Below are 19281 nucleotides of genomic sequence, written 5' to 3' on the forward strand. Positions count from 1 at the left end.
GGTCGCCCCACAGCGGCGTCCTACCACTGGTACGGCTTGTACACGTCCATGCACTTGCTGCTGTCGGCGCCGTTGAGCTCGTCGGAGTTCTTCGGCAGGTCCCCGGCCTTCGGGTCGGACTGCTTCGGATACGTCGTGCCCTCACGCCAGTCGGAGCCCACGACGAGCGTGACCCCCGAGACGTCCGTCGACCTCTTCACCGAACTCAGGGGAATCCCGAGGGACTTGGCGATGCGCTGGGCGTCGCCCTCCAGCTCCGCGCTCGGATAGCGCACGACGGTCCGCTCCTCCGACAGCCCCGCCGTGGCGTCCGCGCCGGCCCGGGCGAAGCCCTTGCCCAGGAGTACGTCCGTCACCGCGCGGGCCCGTCCGTCGGCCGGGCCGAGCGTCGCGGACCGGGTGGCGTTCTGCACGGTGACCGCGATCTGGTCGTCGGCGGCGGCCGGGTCCTTGGAGGCCTTCTCCGCGGTCTTCTTCTTCGAGGACGAGCCCTTGTCGTCGAAGGGCACGTCGTCACGGAGCATCTGCCACATCTTCGCGGCGCCCGCGGGCTCCGGGACCAGATGGTTCCGGTCCTGGGAGTCCTCGATGTTCGGCATCGTCGTCATGGTGATCCGGTCCGTCGGCACCGACTTGAGCTGCATGCCCAGGTCGTACAGCTTCTTCACGGAGCCGATCTCCTCGGAGACGGTCAGCGACTTCGTGGCCGCCTCGGCCAGGTCCATCAGGCGTCCGCCGTCGGTGAAGACGTTCTGGCTCTTCAGGGTGCGGATCATCGAGTTCATGTACATGTGCTGGGCCTTGGCGCGGCCCAGGTCGCTGTAGAAGGCGTGGCGCGTGCGCAGCCACTGCAGCGCCTGCTTGCCCTTGATCTCCTTGCGGCCCGCCTTCATCCTCAGGCCGGAGCCGCCGGGCACGCCGGGCAGCGGGCGGTCGTGGACGTTCTGGTTCACACAGACCTCGACACCGCCGACGGCGTCCGCCATGCGGACCACACCCGCGAAGTCGATCGTCATCCAGTGGTCGATGTAGACCCCGGTGAGGTTCTGCCACGTCGCCAGGGTGCACCCCGCTCCGCCCCGGGCCAGCGTCGTGTTGATGATGTCGTTGGTCGCCGGGTACACCTGGCCCGACTTGGGGTCCGTGCACTTGGGAATGTCGACGCGGGTGTCGCGCGGGATGCTCACCACGGCCGCGCTCTCGCGGTCCGCGGACAGGTGGATCAGCATCTGCACGTCCCCCAGCGGAGGGTTGCCCCGGTTGTCCTTGCTGCCGCCGAGCTTCACGTTCTCGTCGGAGTTCCGGCTGTCGGAGCCGATCAGCAGGATGTTCAGCGGCGTCTGCCCGGCCGCGTTCGGCGCGGCCTTCTTCGCCTTGGAGTCACCGCTGCTGCGCTCGCCCTTGCCGAGGTTGCCGTTCAGGTGCTGGTAGTACAGATAACCGGCGCCGGCCGTGCCGAGTATGAGCACCGCGAGGGTCGTCGCGGACCACCGCAGCACACGGTGCTTACGGCGGGGTCGCGCCCGGCGTCTGCCATGTCTGCTGCCGCCGCCGTTCCCCTCGGCCTCGGCCACCCCCTCCGGCCGTTTCTCGTCCTCCCGGACAACGCTGTGGCTCATCTCCCCGTCCTCCCCAACCTCGCCCCACACCCCACAGGCCTGCCGTACGTCCTGTTAGACGTACGACAGGCCTGTCAGGTCAACACGCTTCGATGTTCAGCGGGCGCCGTTGCCCGCGTCCCCGCCCTCAGCGAGCGCCGTCGCCCGCACACCCGCCCCCGCGGGCTCCGCTCAGCTGGCGCACTTCACCTCGTTCGCCGTGGTCTTGTCCACGTTCGTCGCCGCCGCGGTGGAGTTCATCTTCACCCCGGCCCCCTTGAAGTCCTCGCCCAGCGTCAGCGTCATCGTCGGCAGCCCCTGGGCGTTGGTGACGCTCTTGCCCGGCTTCATCATCGAGCCCTTCAGCCCCAGGATCGAGGCCAGGCGGCGCGCCTGGTCGGCCTGGTCCGGGGCGTACTCCAGGGTCGTCTTCGCCTGTGACGCGTCGGCGTTGCCCGCGTTCTCGGACTTGGTCACGCCCGCCTCGGTCTGGAGGTAGGTGAGCTCCTCCTGGGCGCTGCCGGCCGCGGCACCGCCGTTGAGGATCCGCACCCGCACCTCGGAGGCGTCCGACTTGGTGCCCTTCAGCCGGGCGGCGACGGCGGCCTTCTCCTTCTTCTCCTTGGCCTTGACCTCGGTGAAGGAGGTGTCGCTCTTGATCATGTTGAAGACCTGCTGGGCGTTGGGCTCAAGGGGCACGACGGTCGCCTTGACCACCTCGGCCGGGTTGTCCTTGACCGGGACCGTGGTGAAGGTGATGTTCTTCATCGGCACCTTCTTCAGCTCCAGCGCCACATCCTTGAGCGTGCTGGCCTTGCCGATGCCCTTGTCCACGGTGAGCGCCTTGGTGGCGGCGTTGGCCAGCTTGATCAGCTTGGTCGGGCTGGTGAGGGTGTCGCCGGAGGTCATCTTCCGCATCAGCGAACTCATGAACTGCTGCTGGACCTTGATGCGGTCCAGGTCGCCCTGGTTGCCGAAGCTGTGCCGGGTGCGGACGAAGGCGAGGGCCTGCTCGCCCTCGATCGTGTGCTTGCCGGCCGACAGCTTCAGATGCGAGTCCGGGTCGTCGACGTCCTTGGCGAGACAGACCTCGACGCCGCCCACCGCGCTCGTCAGCGTCTTCACCGCGTTGAAGTCGGCCATCGCGAAGTGGTTCACGTCGATGCCGGTGAGCTCCTCGACCGTCTTCATGGTGCAGCCGGGGTTGCGGCCGAACTGGCCGAGGCTGGTGTTGAAGCGCTTGTCCTGGGTGCCCGGGATGACCTTCGTGGTGCCGTCCTCGGTGACCTCGCAGTCCGGGATGTCGACGATCAGGTCCCGGGGGATGCTCATCGCGGTCGCGTTCGTGCGGTCCTTGGAGACGTGCAGCAGGATGTTGGTGTCGGCGTGCCCGACGCTGCCCTTGTCGCCGTAGCCCCCGTTGCCCGATCCGGTCCGCTTGTCGGTGCCGATGATCAGGATGTTGAAGGCCTCGTCCTTGCTGAACCCGTCGTCGGCCACGTTGCCGACGTCCTCGGTGGTGACGTTGCCCTCGAGGTGCTTCAAGTACAGATACGCGGCACCGGCCGTGCCGACCAGCACGAACGCCATCACGCCGCCGGTCCACAGCAGTATTTTCTTGCCGCGCGCCTTCTTCTTGACCGGCCGCCGGTTGCGGCGCCCGGGCGGCGGCTCCTCGGGCGCACCGCGCCGCCGACGGGGCGGCGGTACGTCACGGCCGGGGGCGTCGGCGGGCGAGGTGCGTCCCGGCGCGGCCGTTCTGCCGCGCGGCGCACCCGAAGAGCCCGCCGGTCGAGGAGTCGTTCTGCTGCGGGGCCCCGGGACCGCTGATTGCGGTGCGGAAGGAGTCAGTCGCAGTTCGTATTCGCCAGTGTTCGGATTGAGTACCCACTGGTCTGCGGGGTCGATGTTGTCCGCCCGCCCACGGCCTTGCGCGTCCACGGTTGTCTGAATCCTCCGTCGGGGCCACGCGGCGCCTCCCCCTCAAGGCGCTCGGGTCTCGGTCAAACAGTGCGCAAGCCTAACTACGGCCGGGTGCACCGGATCGCTCACACTATCCGCCCAGTTCATCGGCAAGCGACGGCGGTGACAAATTCCACGTCCCTACAACTGGGCAATCCACCCATTTCCTTGAACAGGTGTGCGTTGCCTTGGGAATTGCTTTACTCGCAGGTGTCCTCGGCGGCCGTGTTCCCGCGGAACGTGGGTGCGGGCGAAACGGCCGCGGCGGGCCCGCCGGGCCGCTCGGCACCGGACTTCCCGTCGTAATGGTCCCCGTACTCGCCGTAGTCGTGGCCGTACGACTCCTCGTCGACATCCGCTTCTTCTTGCGAACCATCGCTCGAATTGGGGTTTTTTGTCGTGGAATCCCGCGGAACTTCCTCGGCGACCGCCACCGGCGCGTCCGTGCGCAGCCGGGCGAACAGCTTCTCCGCCTCGGCTTCCACGAGTTGGTCGCGGTTGGTGTTGTAGGCGTACGACTCCCGCGGCACGGTCAGGAATTGCACACGTTCGGTGGGGATGTCACGGAGTCCGCGCACGAGTTCGTACAAACCACGCAAGCTCGCCAGATCCGGATCGGTCGTGAGCGAGGACGTGGCCGCGTCCAGCACCGGATAGAGCTTCACCGGATTGAGCAGGACGTCATTGCTCTGCACTTTGTTGACGAGCGCCCCGAGGAACCGTTGCTGCCGGTCCATCCGGTCGGTGTCGCTGCCGTCGCCGATCGACTTGCGGGCGCGGACGTAGCCGAGGGCCTGCTCCCCGTTCAGCGTCACCTTGCCCGCCGGGAGCTTCAGCTTGGCGGCCTTGTCGTTGATCGGCTTCGTCAGGCAGATCTCGACGCCGTCCACCGCGTCGACCATGTCCTTGAAGCCGTGGAAGTCGACGACCATGTGATGGTCGATCCGGATGCCGGTCAGCTTCTCCACGGTCCGGATGGTGCAGGCCGAACCGCCCTTCTGGAAGGCGTAGTTGAACATCGCGAACATCGGCTCGGTCCGGCTGCCGTCCGCCTGGAGGCAGGCCGGTACGTCCACCATCAGATCGCGGGGGAGCGAGACGGCGGTGGCGCTGCGCCGCCCGGCGGAGAGGTGCAGCAGGATCGTCGTGTCCGAGCGCTCGGTCCCCGAGTCCCGCCCGTAGCGCGCGTTGCCGTCGCCGGAGCGCGAGTCCGACCCGATCAGCAGGATGTTCTGCGCGTCCTTGACGAGCGCGGTGGGCCGCTCCTTCTCGTACCGGGCGAGCTCGGCGGCGGCGGCGTTGTCGGGCGTGATGTTCCCGTCGAGCTTGGCGTAGAGCGCCCACCCGGTCCCGACGGCCGCCACGAGGACGACGCCCACCCCGATCGCCCCACCCCACCGCCAACGCCGCCGACGCCGCCGTATCAGCCCCCGCCCGGTGGCAGAGGCCCCCGCTCCCGGACCGAGGGTGCCTTGCGAGGGCGTGCCTGCGGTGTCGGTCACGGTTCGATCCACCCCTCATGACGTACGAGCGTGTGGTGCGGTTCGCTCTTACGACCATGGCGTGGATGGGAGGGCGGGGGCGGATGGTGGTAGGCCGGATGGGGGACTGAGGGCACTTTTTGGTGGCGGCACGGGTGGCGTCTTTCAGGGGCGCGGAGCTGTATCGATGTGCGGCTCCGCCGCGTGGGCGCGACCAGCCCCGACGCGCCCGCACCCGCCAGACGACGAACCCTGGCACCCCCCTCAGCGCGCCGTAACGGTCACCCGCTCACTCTCCACCCTCTTGGCCAGCCCTTCCTCGCCCAACCGCTCCAGATTCCGGCACAACACCACGGACCCCCCGGTGGCCAGCGGCGAGTACAACCCCGCGCACAAGCCCTCCCACGTGTCGTACGGCAACCCCGACAGCAACCGAGACCCAGGCCCCGTGAGCCCCAGCCCGGACGCCTCCGCCGCAGCCCGCTCCACCACCTCCGCCCCGCTGAACTCCCGCCCGGCCACGACCAGTGCCGGCTCATCGGGATCGACCGGCGAGAACGGCGCGAACCGGTCGCCCTGCCCCGGCACCTCGACCGCGTAGTCGGCGAAGCCGTCCGGCGGCTGCGGGAAGCGTCCGCCCAGCGGCCGCAGGGCGAGCGCGATCCGGGACCCGGAGCAGGCGCGCGCCGCGTCGAGAGTGTCCGGGCCGCTCACCACGATGTCGGCCGCCTTGGGGTCCCCGGCGACATCGGCGACCACGCCCACCGAGGAGCACGCCAGCAGCCACACGGCCGTCTGCCAGTGCGCGGGCAGCAGCAGCGCGACCCGGTCGCCGGGCTCCGCGGAGAGCTCGCCCTGGAGCAGGTTGGCGGTCTTGGCCACCCAATTGGCGAAGGTGGCGACGGACAGTTCGACGCGTTCGCCCGTGGCGTCGTCGTAGAAGGTCACCAGGGGGCGTCCGGCATCCGCGGCGAGCGCGGAACGCAGCAGGTCGGCAGGGGTGCGATCGGTGGCGTTCACCCGCGCAAGCGTACGCGGGCGCATGGCGCGGCGGCGAGGGACCAGCCCACGGCCGGCTCACCGGTTCGGGGGAACGCCGACCGACGCTCCGTCAGTTCCCGGATGGACAGAAATATATGACTATGTCCAACATCGTTCGCATGCGTGGATTTCTAGCTTCCTCGATCGGTGTCACGTGTGCGGCCGCCCTCGCCCTTCCGCTGACCCCACCCGCCGCCGCGACCGCCGCGCGATCGGCGCCGAGCGCGGAGGCGGTCGTCCCGGGCAGTACGCAGTCGCTGCCGCTCACCCCGCTCGGTGTCGACCGCTCTCTGGGCTCCGCCTCCGTGCAGGGCCTGCCGCGCCGCGATGTGCACCGCTTCTCGATGGTCGGCGTCGTCTGGGACGACCCGGACACCGCCCTGCACGGTCGCGTCCAGGTACGCGCGCGTGCCCTCGACTCGGGTACGTGGTCCCCCTGGCAGGACGTCGAGACGCACTACGGCGACGACGGCGCCGACCCCGACACGGCCGAGCGCTCCTCGGGCCGGGTGCGCGGGGCGACGGCACCGCTGTGGGTGGGGGACTCGGACGGCGTGGAGGTGCGGGTGCGGGCGGGCGCCGAGACGCGGGAGGTCGGTGCCACGCCGACCGCGCTGCCGTCCGGGCTGCGCCTCGAACTCGTCGACCCCGGTGAGGCCGCCCTCCCGCAGGGCAGCCCGGCCGGCGGCCCCCGGGCCCGCGGCGGACTCCGCGGCGAGGCCCCCGAGACCGTGGCCGCCTCCGCCGCCAACGCCGGACTCGCGCCGCTCGGCGCCCTCGAGATCCCCGCGCTCGACCGCGCGCAGACCGAGCGGGAGCTGTTCACCCTGCGGGCCGGTGAACTGACGGAGAGCCAGCGGGTGAAGCCGAAGATCGGCCCGCGCCCGCGGATCGTGACCCGCCGCGGCTGGGGGGCGGACGAGAAGCTGCGCGAGAAGAAGTTCGTCTACACGAAGAAGGTGAAGGCGGCCTTCGTGCACCACACGGCCACCGGCAACGGCTACAGCTGCTCGCAGGCCCCCTCCGTCATTCGCGGTATCTACCGCTACCACGTCAGGAGCATGGGCTGGCGCGACATCGGCTACAACTTCCTCGTCGACAAGTGCGGAAAGATCTACGAGGGCCGCGCCGGGGGAGTGGCGAAGGCCGTCCTCGGCGCCCACACCCTCGGCTTCAACACCAACAGCATGGGCATCGCCGTCCTCGGCTCCTTCGGCTACACCCGCCCCTCGTCCGCCGCGGTGAAGGCCATCGCCCGGCTGACGGCCTGGAAGCTGGGTCTGTACGGCGCCAATCCGCGCGGAAAGACATACCTGAAGTCGGGCGGTGGCAACCTCTACCGCAAGGGCACGAAGGTACGGCTGAACGTGATCTCCGGCCACCGTGACGGCTTCTCCACGGCCTGCCCCGGCGCGCAGCTCTACCGCAAACTCGGCTCGGCCCGCTCGACCGCGGCGCGCTACCAGGGGAGGTAGGAGAGCAGGGCGAGGGGCACGGAGAACCAGGAGGGACGGACGGAGAACCGTACTGCCGTCGAATCCGTCGATGCTGTCGAAAGCGCCGCACAACGGTCTGCATACACTGACCGGTCGAAAGACAGTTCGGCCGGTCACCGGCAGGAAGCAGAGACGACAGGTGACAGAAGCGATCCTCCTGGTCGGAGGCAAGGGCACAAGGCTGCGCCCGCTGACGGTGCACACCCCGAAGCCCATGGTCCGCGCGGCCGGAGTCCCGTTCCTCACGCATCAGCTGGCGAGAGCCAGAGCCGCGGGCGTGGACCACATCGTCCTGGCCACGTCCTATCTGGCCGAGGTCTTCGAACCGTACTTCGGCGACGGATCGGCCCTCGGCCTGCACATCGAGTACGTCACCGAGGAGGAGCCGCTCGGCACGGGCGGGGCGATCCGCAACGTGGCCTCGCGCCTCCACTCGGGCCCCGACGACCCGGTCCTCATCTTCAACGGCGACATCCTGACCGGCCTGGACATCAGGGCGCTGGTGGCCACCCACGAGTCGACGAACGCGGACGTTTCCCTCCACCTCACGAAGGTGACGGACCCGCGCGCATACGGCCTGGTCCCCACGGACGAGACGGGCAAGGTCCTGGCCTTCCTGGAGAAGCCCCAGACCCCCGAGGAGATCGTCACCGACCAGATCAACGCGGGCGCATACGTCTTCCGCCGCTCGCTGATCGACACGATCCCAACCGGCAGACCGGTATCGGTGGAACGAGAAACCTTCCCCGACCTCCTCGCGGCCGGCGCCCACCTCCAGGGCATGGTCGACTCCACGTACTGGCTGGACCTGGGCACCCCGGCGGCCTTCGTACGAGGCTCAGCGGACCTGGTCCTGGGCCGCGCCCCCTCTCCGGCGGTCCCCGGCCGCTGCGGCGACCGCCTGATCCTCCCCACGGCCCGCGTGGCCCCCGACGCCAAGCTCACCGGCGGCACGGTGGTCGGCGAGGGCGCCTTCGTGGCCGAGGGCGCCCGGGTCTTCGGCAGCACGATCCTGCCGGGCGCGGTCATCGAACCGGGTGCGATCATCACGGACTCCCTGATCGGCACCCGGGCAAGGGTGGGCGAACGCTCCGTCCTCACCGGCACGGTCATCGGGGACGGCGCGGTGGTGGGCCCCGACAACGAACTGAGAGACGGCGCCCGGGTGTGGTGCGACGCGAAGATCCCGGCGGGGGCGGTCCGCTTCTCCTCGGACCAGTAGCCCGACTCCGGGGACTGCCGCCCCGTCTTTCAGCGCGTCCGGCACCTTTGAAGCGCCGGCCCGCACATGTCAGCCCGTCCGGCGTTTTCAGGACGAGGCCCTTTCGGGGCCGAGCTGCCCCCCTCCCGATCCCCCACCCACCCGCAAGTGGCTTCGCCTCTCAGACGCCGGCCTGCATCATTCAGCCCGTCCGGCGTTTGAGGACGAGGCCCTTTCGGGGCCGAAGCGGGGGTCTGGGGGCGGCAGCCCCCAGGGACAGCGGGGTCGAAGGGGCGGCAGCCCCTGGTGATGGGACGGGTAGGGGCGGCGGGGGCGAGAAAAACCGGTGCGAACCCCCGCCGACCCGCACCCGCACCCGCACCCACCCCCCGTCACAACCGCCCGATATCCCCCCGCGGCATCCGAGGCGCCCGCCGCGCCGGCGTCCGCCCGCTCAACAGGATCAACCGAGCCGCCCGATGCCGCTGCCCCGCATAAGGCTCCAGCAGCGACAACATCACCTCGTCATCCGCATCCCGGTCCCCGGCCAGCGCCCATCCCACGATCCCCGGCAGATGCAGATCCCCCACGGTCACCGCATCCGCCGCCCCATGACTGCGCTGCACCACCTCCGCGGACGTCCACGGCCCCACCCCCGGCACGACCTCCAACCGAGCCTGAGCCTCCTCCGCCGACATCCCCACTGCCTGCTCCAGCCGCGCAGCAACCCGCACAGCCCGCAGAATCGTCGACGCCCGCTTGTTGTCGACCCCGGCCCGATGCCACTCCCACGACGGGATCAACGCCCACGTCCGAGGCGCCGGCATGACCCACAACCGCCCCCCGGCCGCGGGCCCCGGCGCCGGCTCCCCGAACTTCCGTACCAACGACCGCCACGCCCGGTACGCCTCGTCGGTCGTGACCTTCTGCTCCAGGATCGACGGGATCAACGACTCCAGCACCAGCCCGGTCCGCGTCAGCCGCAACCCGGGCCGCCGATGCCTGGTCACCGCCAGCAACCGGTGCCGGGGCACGAAGACGGACGGATCGTCGGCGGCCCCGAGCAGCTCGGGCAGCCGGTCGAGCAACCACTCCGCCCCCGGCCCCCACGCCTCCCCGCGGACCTCGCCGTCCCGCCGCGCGGCGACCCGCAGCGTCCCGGGCCCGACCGGCGTCAGACTGGCCCGCCACACCGACCCGTCCGGCATCGCCCGGAACGTCGGATCGGCGGGCCCGCGCCGCAACGGCCCGAGCACGAGCCCCAGGTCCAACGGCCACTCCGGCACGAACGTCCGCACCCGCCCCGGCGCGGGCGCGGGCCGCGGCACACCGCCGGGCACGCCTCCTGGCACGGCGACATGCCCACCGCGCACCGTGGTACGCGTGGGCCGCGGAGCGAACCGTCCAGCCACGAATGAAGTCCCGGGGAAAGCCGAAGGAAAGGGGTCCTACGAGAGTAGGTGGGGCCCTACGAGAGTAGAGGGACGGAAGCCGCCCTCACCCCCGTGTCACCGCAACGCGTCACCGCACCTCGATGAACATCCCCGCATCCCGCTCCGCCCGGGCCTTCGGCTCCTCCGCCGGATGCCCGACCGCCACGGCCCCCATCGGATCCCAGTCCTGAGGCAGCCCCAGCACCTCCCGCACGACGTCCCGGCAGAACATGGTCGACGACACCCACGCCGACCCCAGCCGCTCCCCGGCCAGCGCGACGAGGAAGTTCTGCACCCCGGCCCCGGTCGCGACGACGAACATCTCCCGCTCGGCGCCGTCCCGCCGCGGATCGCCGTACGTGTGCGAGCCGTCCATGACGAGGCACGGCACCACCAGATAGGGCGCGTTCCGCAGCACGTCCCCGCGCCGCACCCGCTTGGCGATCGACTCCTCGCTCTTGCCGTCGCGCCGCAGATCCGCGATCCACGCGTCCCGCATCGCGTCCAGCAGCTCGGTCCGCGAGGCCTCGGACTCCAGCAGGACGAATCGCCACGGCGTCGTGTGATGCGGCGCCGGCGCGGTCACGGCCGCGGCGACGGCCCGCCGTACGGCACCCCCGTCGACCGGCTCGTCCGTGAAGGCCCGGACCGTACGCCGCTGGGTCACCGCCAGTCGTACCGCCTCGGAGGTGCCCAGCCGGAACATGTCGTCGCGCGCGCCGCGCACCATGGCGCCCGCCCCCTCCCCGTGCTCGTCGGAGACCACGTGCGGCAGCCCGCGCACCACGGCGACGGGCAGCCCGGCGGCCTTGCCCTTGACCAGGTCGCCGGCCGCGGCCAGTTCGTCGGCGGTGGCGACGACGGTGGCGCTGAGCGGATTGCCGTACGCGTCCGTGCCCCCGCGCAGGTCGTCGAGCACCCGTACCCCGGCGGCGCCGATCGCCACGTCCGTGAGCCCCGCGCGCCAGGGCCGGCCGAAGGTGTCGGTGACGACCACGCCGACGTCGACCCCGAGCAGCTCCCGCAGCCCCTCGCGGATCGCCCGCGCGGAGGCGTCCGGGGCCTCGGGCAGCAACAGGACCGTCCCGGCCGGGGTGTTGGAGGCGTCGACGCCCGCCGCGGCCATGATCAGCCCCTGCCGGTTCTCGACGATCCGCAGCGCACCGCGCCGAGCCACCACGCGGACCGTCTCGGCGTCGATCGCCGCCTCCCGGTCGGCCGCCTCGACGATCCGGCCCTCCGCCTTGGAGACGATCTTCGAGGTGACGAGCAGCACGTCACCGTCGGCGAGGCCGGGCTCGGCGGCGGCGATCAGCTTGGCGAGGTCGTCCCCGGCCGCGATCTCGGGCAGCCCGGGCACGGCCCACGCGCGGAAGCCGTCCGTACTCATCGGGCCCGGACCTCCTCCGCCAGTGCCAGCGCCTCGCGGGCCATCTGCGCGCTCGCGTCGAGGTCCGTCATCATCAGCGGTACGGCACGGCAGCGGATGCCTGCCGCCTCGACGCGCTCCACGGAGGCCGCGTCGACGGTGTCGACGAGCCAGCCGTCCAGCAGCCCGGAGCCGTAGTGCTCGGCCACCGCCGCGGCCGTCGACTCCACGCCCACCGCCGCCAGCACCTTGTCGGCCATGCCGCGCACGGGCGCGTCCCCGACGATGGGGGAGAGGCCGACGACGGGGACGCCCGCCTCGGCGATCGCCTCGCGGATGCCGGGCACGGCCAGGATCGTGCCGACCGAGACGACCGGGTTGGACGGCGGGAAGAGGATGACGTCAGCGTCGGCGATCGCCTCCAGGACGCCGGGCGCCGGCTTCGCCTGCTCGGCGCCGACCGGCACGATCGCCTCCGCCGGGACCGAGGCCCGCAGCCGTACCCAGTACTCCTGGAAGTGGACCGCCTTGCGCTCGCCGTCCACCTCGACGGCGACATGGGTCTCCACGCGGTCGTCGGACATCGGGATCAGCTTCACGCCCGGCTTCCAGCGGTCGCAGAGCGCCTCGGTGACCGCGCTCAAGGGGAATCCGGCGCCGATCATCTGCGTGCGCACGATGTGGGTGGCGAAGTCCCGGTCGCCGAGCCCGAACCACTCGGGGCCGACGCCGTACGCCGCGAGCTCCTCCTTGAGGTGGAAGGTCTCGTCGGCCCGGCCCCAGCCCTGTTCCTCGTTGATGCCGCCGCCGAGCGTGTACATCACCGTGTCGAGGTCCGGGCAGACCTTCAGTCCGAAGAGGTGGATGTCGTCGCCGGTGTTGCCGATGACCGTGACGTCCGCGTCCGGCACGGCCTGCTTCAGACCGCGCAGGAAACGGGCACCGCCGATGCCGCCTGCCAGAACCACGATTCGCATGGCCCCAAGTCTTGCAGGCGGGTACGACAACGCGTCAGGCAGTCACCGGACGCGCCTCGCAGGCCTGGGTCGTGTGCATCGGCATCTCCGTCAGGCCCGGGTAGTACACGTGCAGGCTGACCGCCGGCTCCAGCGCGTCGTTGACGACCTCGTGCACATAGCCCGGCGCGAACACCCGCTGCGTGCCGGTGGCCAACGCGCGCGTGCCGCGGTCGGTGCGCTCGGTGAGCTCGCCGTCCAGGACGGTCAGCACGCCGGAGGAGCGGCCGTGGTCGTGCAGCCCGCTGCCCTGACCGGGCACCCAGGACAGCAGCCAGACCTCGTAGCCGGGCCCGGTGCGCAGCCGGTGGTACCAGCGCGACGTGGCGTCGTACTGCACGAGGTGCTCCCACTGGGAGCGGTCGGCGGCGATGGAGCGGGCGAGGCCCACGAACTCCGCGACGGTGACGGGGTGCTCGCGCGGGGCCTGGAGCAGATGCGGGACCTCGAGGATGTCGCCGGCGATCTGGAGGTCGTTGTCGCTGTTCATGGGTGCGGTGGTTCCTCAGTGAAAGGAGGTCAGTCAGACAGAGGGAACGAGAAAGGCCGAGTCCCGGGGGATTCGGCCTTCAGCTGGAGCGGGTGTCGTTCACCGGGCTCAACAGCTGTGACAGCAACAGCTACAGCGAGCGCGGGCAGCACCGTGGGACCCGGCGGTGCGGGTCGTGGTGAGCGCCAAGTTCGCGAGCATGCCCACAAGGACAGCGGTTCACACCCGCACTGTCAACTCGACACCGGCATGTGGGACCGGTTTCACCTCATCCGGTTCATCTGAGAGGTGAAAGGTTTGTTCAGGGGTCTACCGGGACACATGGCGCACAACCGGCGCGCACGGAACGGGAACGAGCTCCTGGGCGTCCTTCTCCGTACAGGTCCTGCACGGGTCGGACGACCCCGCGGACCCCATCTGCTTGTCAAGGTTTATGGCGATTTGAACACTTTCCGCTAGGCCTTGGTTCCGCAGAGTGAATAAGGGGCCCAATAGCAGATCTCGGCTTGACTCGCCCGGAGCAGCACACTTGTAATTTCACTCGTGTCGTTCAGCCGAAATCGGTAACGGCTACATCACGGGGACGCGAAAGACAGACGAGGGGCGCACATGACCGAGCTGGTGCAGCAACTGCTGGTCGACGACGCGGACGAGGAACTCGGCTGGCAGGAGCGCGCGCTGTGCGCCCAGACCGACCCCGAGTCCTTCTTCCCCGAGAAGGGTGGCTCCACCCGTGAGGCCAAGAAGGTCTGCCTGGCTTGTGAGGTCCGCTCCGAGTGCCTCGAGTACGCCCTCGCCAACGACGAGCGCTTCGGCATCTGGGGCGGCCTGTCAGAACGGGAGCGGCGCCGCCTGAAGAAGGCCGCGATCTGAACCGACCGGGTCCGTGAAGGGTCCGCATCCGCACGTACATACGGGACTTACGGCCCGTCGCAGGTGGGTTGTCCACAGGCGGCGGGCCGCTGCTGTGCCCAGCCGATAGTGTGGTCGCTCGTCCGAGACGCCCCGCTGCCCCCTCGGGGCACAGGCGTCCACCGCAGTCCACCGAACCGGGGCCCGTACCTCGATGTCCGTGCACAGCCACACGGCAGCTCACGACGCTGCCACTCCTGAGTTCCCGCGTCATGTGGTGACCGCGGTCCTCGTCTCGCATGACGGCGCCCGCTGGCTGCCCGACGCGCTCGCCGGGCTGCTCGGCCAGGAGCGCCCCGTCCAGTTCGCCATGGCCGCCGACACCGGCAGCGCCGACACCTCCGCGCAGCTGGTCACCGACGCCCTCGGCCCCGACCGGGTGCTGCACCTCGCCCGCCGCACCGGCTTCGGCCAGGCTGTCGAGGAGGCCAACCGCACCGCGCCCGTCCTCACCCCGGACGAACTGCCGTACCTGAAGCGCCCCAGCGGCTGGGACCCGGTCACGCGCACGTGGCGCGACGACGCCTACGACCTGCCCGAGCTGCCGCACGGCGAGCCGGTCCAGTGGCTGTGGTTGCTGCACGACGACTGCGCCCCCGAACCCGACGCCCTCGCCCAGCTGCTGCGCGTCGTCGACCAGGAACTGGAGCTCGGCCGCGACGACGTGGCCGTCGTCGGCCCCAAGCTCCGCGGCTGGTACGACAAACGGCAGCTCCTGGAGGTCGGCGTCACCATCGCCCACTCCGGACGCCGCTGGACCGGCCTCGACCGCCGCGAACAGGACCAGGGCCAGCACGACCACGTCCGGCCCGTGCTCTCCGTCTCCACCGCCGGAATGCTCGTCCGGCGCGACGTCTTCGACGCACTCGGCGGCTTCGACCGGCGCCTGCCCCTGATGCGCGACGACGTCGACCTGTGCTGGCGCGCCACCGCGGCCGGCCACCGCGTCCTCGTCGCCCCCGAGGCGGTCGTCCGGCACGCGGAGGCGGCCTCGCGCGAGCGCCGCGCCGTCGACTGCGTGGGCCGCACCGCGGCCTCCCCGCACAAGGTCGACAAGGCGGGCGCCGCCTACACCCTCCTCGTCAACAGCCGTACGGCCGTGCTGCCCTGGGTGCTGATCCGGCTCGTCGTCGGCACCGTCCTCAGGACGCTCGCCTACCTCGTCGGCAAGGTCCCCGGACAGGCCCTCGACGAGATCCGCGGTCTGCTCGGCACCCTGCTGCGGCCCGAGCGGATCATCGCCGGGCGCCGCAGGCGCGGCACCCCGGTCGTCGACAAGGACGAGCTGCGGCAGCTGTTCCCACCGCCCGGCGCGACCGTGCGGGCCACCGTCGAACAGGCCGCCGGCAGCCTCGTCGGCCGCTCCGACCCCGAGCAGACCTCGGGCGCCGGACGCCATGGCGGCGCGGTCGAGTCCGGGCCCGGCGGCGACGACGCCGACTTCCTGGAGATCGAGCAGTTCGCGCGCGTGAAGCGCATCGCCCGCAAGCCAGGCCCGGTGCTGTTCCTGGTGCTGCTGCTCGTCTCGCTCGTCGCCTGCCGTGCACTCCTCGGCGGCGGCGCGCTCGCGGGCGGCGCCCTGCTGCCCGCCCCCGCCGACTCCGGTGAGCTGTGGTCCCGTTACCTCGACGCCTGGCACGGCGTGGGTGCCGGCGGCACCGCCTCCGCGCCGCCGTACCTGGCGATCGTCGCGATGCTCGCCTCCGTGCTGTTCGGCTCGACCGGGCTCGCGGTCACCGTCCTGCTCGTCTGCTCGGTGCCGCTGGCCGGCTTCACCGCCTACTTCGCCTCCCGGCCCCTGGTCGAGTCGCGGCTCCTGCGCGCGTGGGCGGCCGTCGTCTACGCCTTCCTGCCCGCCGCCACCGGCGCCCTCGCCGGCGGCCGCATCGGCACCGCCGTCCTCGCGATCCTGCTGCCGCTCATCGCGCGCGCGGGCATCGCCGCCAGTGGCCTCGCGCACGCCTCCGACGCGCGCGGCAGCTGGCGCGCCACCTGGGCGTACGCCCTGCTCCTGACGATCACCACCGCGTTCACGCCGATCGTCTGGCCGACCGCGCTGCTGCTCGGCCTCGGCGTCCTGGCCGTGCGCCGCGCCGACATCACCGCCTACGGCCTGCGCTTCCTGGCCCAACTCGGCACGCCCCTGCTGATCCTCGCGCCCTGGTCGCTGACGCTGCTGCCGTTCGGCTTCTTCGACGAGGCCGGCCTGGCGTACGGCTCCTCGGCCGCCTCCGCCACCGACCTGCTCGGCGCCAGCCCCGGCGGCCCCGGCACGGTCAGCGGCCTGATGCTCATCGGCGTCGTCCTGGCCGCGCTGGCCGCCCTGCTGCGCTCGGAGCGGCAGTTCGGCATCTGGACGGCCTGGGCGGTCGCCCTCGTGGGCCTCGTCTTCGCCGTCCTGTCCAACAACTCCACCTGGGCGGGCCCCGCCACCCTCGTCTACGGTCTCGCCCTCCTGGCCGCCGCGATGCTCGGCGCCGACGGGGCCCGCGCGCGGGTGGCCGAGCAGAGCTTCGGCTGGCGCCAGCCGGTCGCCGCCCTGATCGCCTTCGCCGCCGCGGCGGGCCCGCTGCTCGTCGCCGCCGGCTGGATGATCCGCGGCGCCGACGGCCCCCTGGAGCGCCGCGACCCGGTGCAGGTGCCCGCGTTCGTCGCCGAGGACGGCAACAACCGCGACCGGGCCCGCACCCTCGTTCTCGACAGCGACTCCGCCGCCCACGTCGGCTACATGCTGGTCCGCGGCTCGGGCGCCCGCCTCGGCGACGCCGAACTCGCCGCCGCGAGCGGTGAGAACGCCGCGCTCGACAAGGTCGTCGCCAACCTCGTCGCCGGCTCCGGCGCCGACCAGGCCGACCAGCTCGGCAAGTTCGCGGTGCGCTACGTCCTCGTCCACAAGGGCGCCTCGCGCGAGGTGACCCGCGTCCTGGACGCCACCCCGGGCCTGTCCCGGCTGAGCGAGCAGAACGGCAGCGCCCTGTGGCGGGTCGACCAGGACGTCGCCCGCGCCACCATCGTCAGCGGCTCCGGCGCGCCGACCCTCGTCGCCGCGGGCCCCGTCGAGATCCACACCACGATCCCGTCCGGTGCCGACGGCCGCACCCTGCGCCTCGCCGACACCGCCGCCGAGGGCTGGACGGCCACCCTGGACGGCAGGCCGCTCACCCCGACCACGGTCGACGGCTGGGCCCAGGGCTTCGAACTCCCCGCCTCCGGCGGCAAGCTGGACGTCGTCTACGACGACCCGATCACCCACACCGCCTGGCTGTGGGCCCAGGGCGCCCTCGCCCTCGTCCTCGTGGTGCTGGCCCTGCCCGGCCGCCGCCGCGACATCGACGACGACCTCCCCGAGGAGGAGCGGGCGATCCCCGCCCAGGCGACGGAGGGCGAGGGCCGCCGCGCCCGCCGCCTGCGCGCCCAGGCCGAGGCCGAGGAGACCGCCCAGGGCGACGAGCCCACGTCTCCTCCTTCGGAGGAGACCCCGGTACCGGTCCCGCAGCAGCAGTCCTACGCCGACTGGGACCAGTCGGCCTACCAGGGCACCGGCTACGACCCCTACACCGGTGACCAGTACCAGCCCGCCCAGCAGTACCCGGCGGGCGGCTACGACCAGCAGGGCTACGCGGACCCGTACCAGGGCGGCCAGTACGACCCGTACGCCTACGGAGGCCAGGCGCAGCAACCGTCGTACGACCAGTACGGGCAGCCGTACGACCAGGGTTACGACGCCACGTACGACCCGACGCAGCCGCAGCAGCAGGGCGGCGAGCGTCCCGACGGGAGCCAGCAGTGAACCGCACGACCGTGTCCCTGATCGCCTGCGCGACCGCTCTCGCCGCCGTCACCGGCTTCGCCTCGCTCAGCGCGCCCGACACCTCCGGCACGGACACCGCCAAGGCGGCCGCCGAGCTGCCCGTGGAGCGCACCAGCCTGCTCTGCCCGAGCCCCAGCCTGTCCGACATCGCCGACACGTCCTACACGTCGTTCACGCCCGTCACCAAGGGCACCGGAAGCGACGGCAAGGCCGAACTCGTCTCTGCGGCCCAGGAGTCGGAGGACAGCGACAAGAAGGCGGACGGGAAGAAGGCCGCCAAGCCCGTCCTCACGGCCAAGGAGCCTGGCACACCCGACACCGAGGACACCTCCGGCGGCGACTCGCCCGCGCTCATCGGCACCGCCGAGGGCAGGTTCGCGCCCGGCTGGACCGTGCAGGAGACCACCGAGGTCGCCGCAGGCACCGGACGCGGCCTCCAGGGCGTCAACTGCTCCGCCGCCGACACCGAGTTCTGGTTCCCCGGCGCCAGCACCGCCGCCGACCGCACCGACTACGTGCACCTGACCAACCCCGACGACTCGGCGGCCGTCGTCGACATCGAGCTCTACGGCAAGGACGGCGCCGTGGCGACCACGGCCGGCGAGGACATCACGATCCCGCCGAGGTCCAGCGAGCCGATCCTGCTGTCCACGCTCACCGCCGAGAAGCAGACCAACCTCACCGTGCACGTCAACGTCCGCAGCGGACGCGTCGGCGCCGCCGTACAGGCCCTCGACGACAAGATCGGCGGCGACTGGCTGGCCGCATCCACGGACCCGGCGGGCAGCCTGGTCCTGCCGGGCATCCCCAAGGACGCCACCGCCGTGCGCCTGGTCGCCTTCGCGCCCGGCGACGCGGACGCCGACCTGAAGGTGCGCCTCGCCTCGCCGTCCGGCTCGATCACCCCGGCCGGCAGCGAGACACTGCACGTCAAGGCCGGCATGACGACCGCGGTCGACCTGGGCGCGGTCACGCGCGGGGAGGCCGGTTCGCTGGTCCTGACGCCGACCGGCGACTCCGCGCCGGTGGTGGCCGCGCTGCGGGTCACCCGGGGCAAGGGCGACAAGCAGGAGACGGCGTTCATCCCGGCCACCCGCCCGGTCGGCACCCGCGCGACGGCCGCCGACAACAGCGCCAAGGGCACCACGCTGTCCCTGGTGGCGCCCAGCGGCACCGCGCAGGTCAAGGTGACCGCGTCGGCGGGCAGCGACGGGGGCACGGCGGCCTCGAAGACGTACACGATCAAGGGCGGCACCACCCAGGACGTGGAGCTTCCCGAGCCGAGCGGCCTGAAGGGCACGTACGCGCTGACGGTGGAGCCGGTCTCGGGCGGCCCGGTCTACGCGGCCCGGACCCTGGCGGCCACCGAGGACGGCATCCCCGGCTTCACGGTCCAGACGCTGCCGGACGACCGGGGCATGGTCGCGGTCCCGGAGGCGGACGAGGACCTGTCGGTGCTGCAGAAGTAGCC

The 19281-nt window shown here is 71.6% G+C and carries 13 protein-coding genes; 5 read left to right on the plus strand and 8 right to left on the minus strand.

The genetic code is table 11. The features are described 5' to 3' along the window. Nucleotides 1–20: 20 nt before the first annotated feature. From IQ210_RS24230 to IQ210_RS24245, 4 genes are all read right to left on the minus strand, one after another. On the minus strand, nt 21–1619 hold the full coding sequence (locus tag IQ210_RS24230; protein WP_194081183.1) for an LCP family protein: 1599 nt from the start codon (nt 1617–1619) through the stop codon (nt 21–23). Nucleotides 1620–1790: 171 nt separating this feature from the next. Continuing rightward, nucleotides 1791–3539, minus strand: coding sequence for an LCP family protein (locus tag IQ210_RS24235; RefSeq protein ID WP_194081184.1), 1749 nt, complete (start codon nt 3537–3539; stop codon nt 1791–1793). 221 nt (nt 3540–3760) lie between these two features. Further along, nucleotides 3761–5062, minus strand: coding sequence for an LCP family protein (locus tag IQ210_RS24240; RefSeq protein WP_194081185.1), 1302 nt, complete (start codon nt 5060–5062; stop codon nt 3761–3763). Nucleotides 5063–5305: 243 nt separating this feature from the next. After that, on the minus strand, nt 5306–6061 hold the full coding sequence (locus IQ210_RS24245) for a TIGR03089 family protein (RefSeq protein WP_194081186.1): 756 nt from the start codon (nt 6059–6061) through the stop codon (nt 5306–5308). A gap of 140 nt (nt 6062–6201) precedes the next feature. Here IQ210_RS24245 and IQ210_RS24250 point away from each other — a divergent pair, with 140 nt between their 5' ends. After that, nucleotides 6202–7557 carry a peptidoglycan recognition protein family protein gene (locus IQ210_RS24250; protein WP_194081187.1) on the plus strand — a complete coding sequence of 452 codons (1356 nt, stop codon included), beginning with the start codon at nt 6202–6204 and terminating at the stop codon, nt 7555–7557. 160 nt (nt 7558–7717) lie between these two features. After that, complete coding sequence (manB, locus tag IQ210_RS24255) at nt 7718–8800, plus strand: mannose-1-phosphate guanylyltransferase (RefSeq protein ID WP_194081188.1); 1083 nt, start codon at nt 7718–7720, stop codon at nt 8798–8800. A 371-nt stretch (nt 8801–9171) separates the two neighbouring features. Here manB and IQ210_RS24260 read toward each other — a convergent pair whose 3' ends face one another. The 4 genes from IQ210_RS24260 to IQ210_RS24275 all read right to left on the minus strand — a co-directional run bounded on the left by IQ210_RS24260 (nt 9172) and on the right by IQ210_RS24275 (nt 13087). Next, nucleotides 9172–10191 carry a DNA-3-methyladenine glycosylase family protein gene (locus tag IQ210_RS24260; RefSeq protein ID WP_194081189.1) on the minus strand — a complete coding sequence of 340 codons (1020 nt, stop codon included), beginning with the start codon at nt 10189–10191 and terminating at the stop codon, nt 9172–9174. A 109-nt stretch (nt 10192–10300) separates the two neighbouring features. Continuing rightward, nucleotides 10301–11602, minus strand: a complete 1302-nt coding sequence (locus IQ210_RS24265) for a coenzyme F420-0:L-glutamate ligase (RefSeq protein WP_194081190.1) — start codon at nt 11600–11602, stop codon at nt 10301–10303. Beyond that, the gene (gene cofD, locus IQ210_RS24270; protein WP_194081191.1) at nt 11599–12558 is read right to left on the minus strand and encodes a 2-phospho-L-lactate transferase; all 960 of its coding nucleotides are present in this window, start codon (nt 12556–12558) and stop codon (nt 11599–11601) included. Before cofD ends, IQ210_RS24265 begins: the two co-directional genes overlap by 4 nt. Nucleotides 12559–12592: 34 nt before the next feature. Then, the gene (locus IQ210_RS24275; protein WP_194081192.1) at nt 12593–13087 is read right to left on the minus strand and encodes a cysteine dioxygenase; all 495 of its coding nucleotides are present in this window, start codon (nt 13085–13087) and stop codon (nt 12593–12595) included. A 609-nt stretch (nt 13088–13696) separates the two neighbouring features. On the opposite strand from IQ210_RS24275, the gene IQ210_RS24280 reads away from it, so the two are divergent. The 3 genes from IQ210_RS24280 to IQ210_RS24290 all read left to right on the plus strand — a co-directional run bounded on the left by IQ210_RS24280 (nt 13697) and on the right by IQ210_RS24290 (nt 19279). Next, nucleotides 13697–13960: a WhiB family transcriptional regulator gene (locus tag IQ210_RS24280; protein ID WP_010986447.1), complete on the plus strand. Its 264-nt coding sequence runs from the start codon at nt 13697–13699 to the stop codon at nt 13958–13960. A gap of 193 nt (nt 13961–14153) precedes the next feature. After that, on the plus strand, nt 14154–17789 hold the full coding sequence (locus IQ210_RS24285; RefSeq protein ID WP_194081193.1) for a glycosyltransferase family 2 protein: 3636 nt from the start codon (nt 14154–14156) through the stop codon (nt 17787–17789). After that, nucleotides 17786–19279: a DUF5719 family protein gene (locus IQ210_RS24290; protein ID WP_194081194.1), complete on the plus strand. Its 1494-nt coding sequence runs from the start codon at nt 17786–17788 to the stop codon at nt 19277–19279. Before IQ210_RS24285 ends, IQ210_RS24290 begins: the two co-directional genes overlap by 4 nt. Nucleotides 19280–19281: the final 2 nt, after the last annotated feature.

The organism is Streptomyces justiciae, assembly GCF_015163075.1.
GTDB lineage: Bacteria > Actinomycetota > Actinomycetes > Streptomycetales > Streptomycetaceae > Streptomyces > Streptomyces justiciae.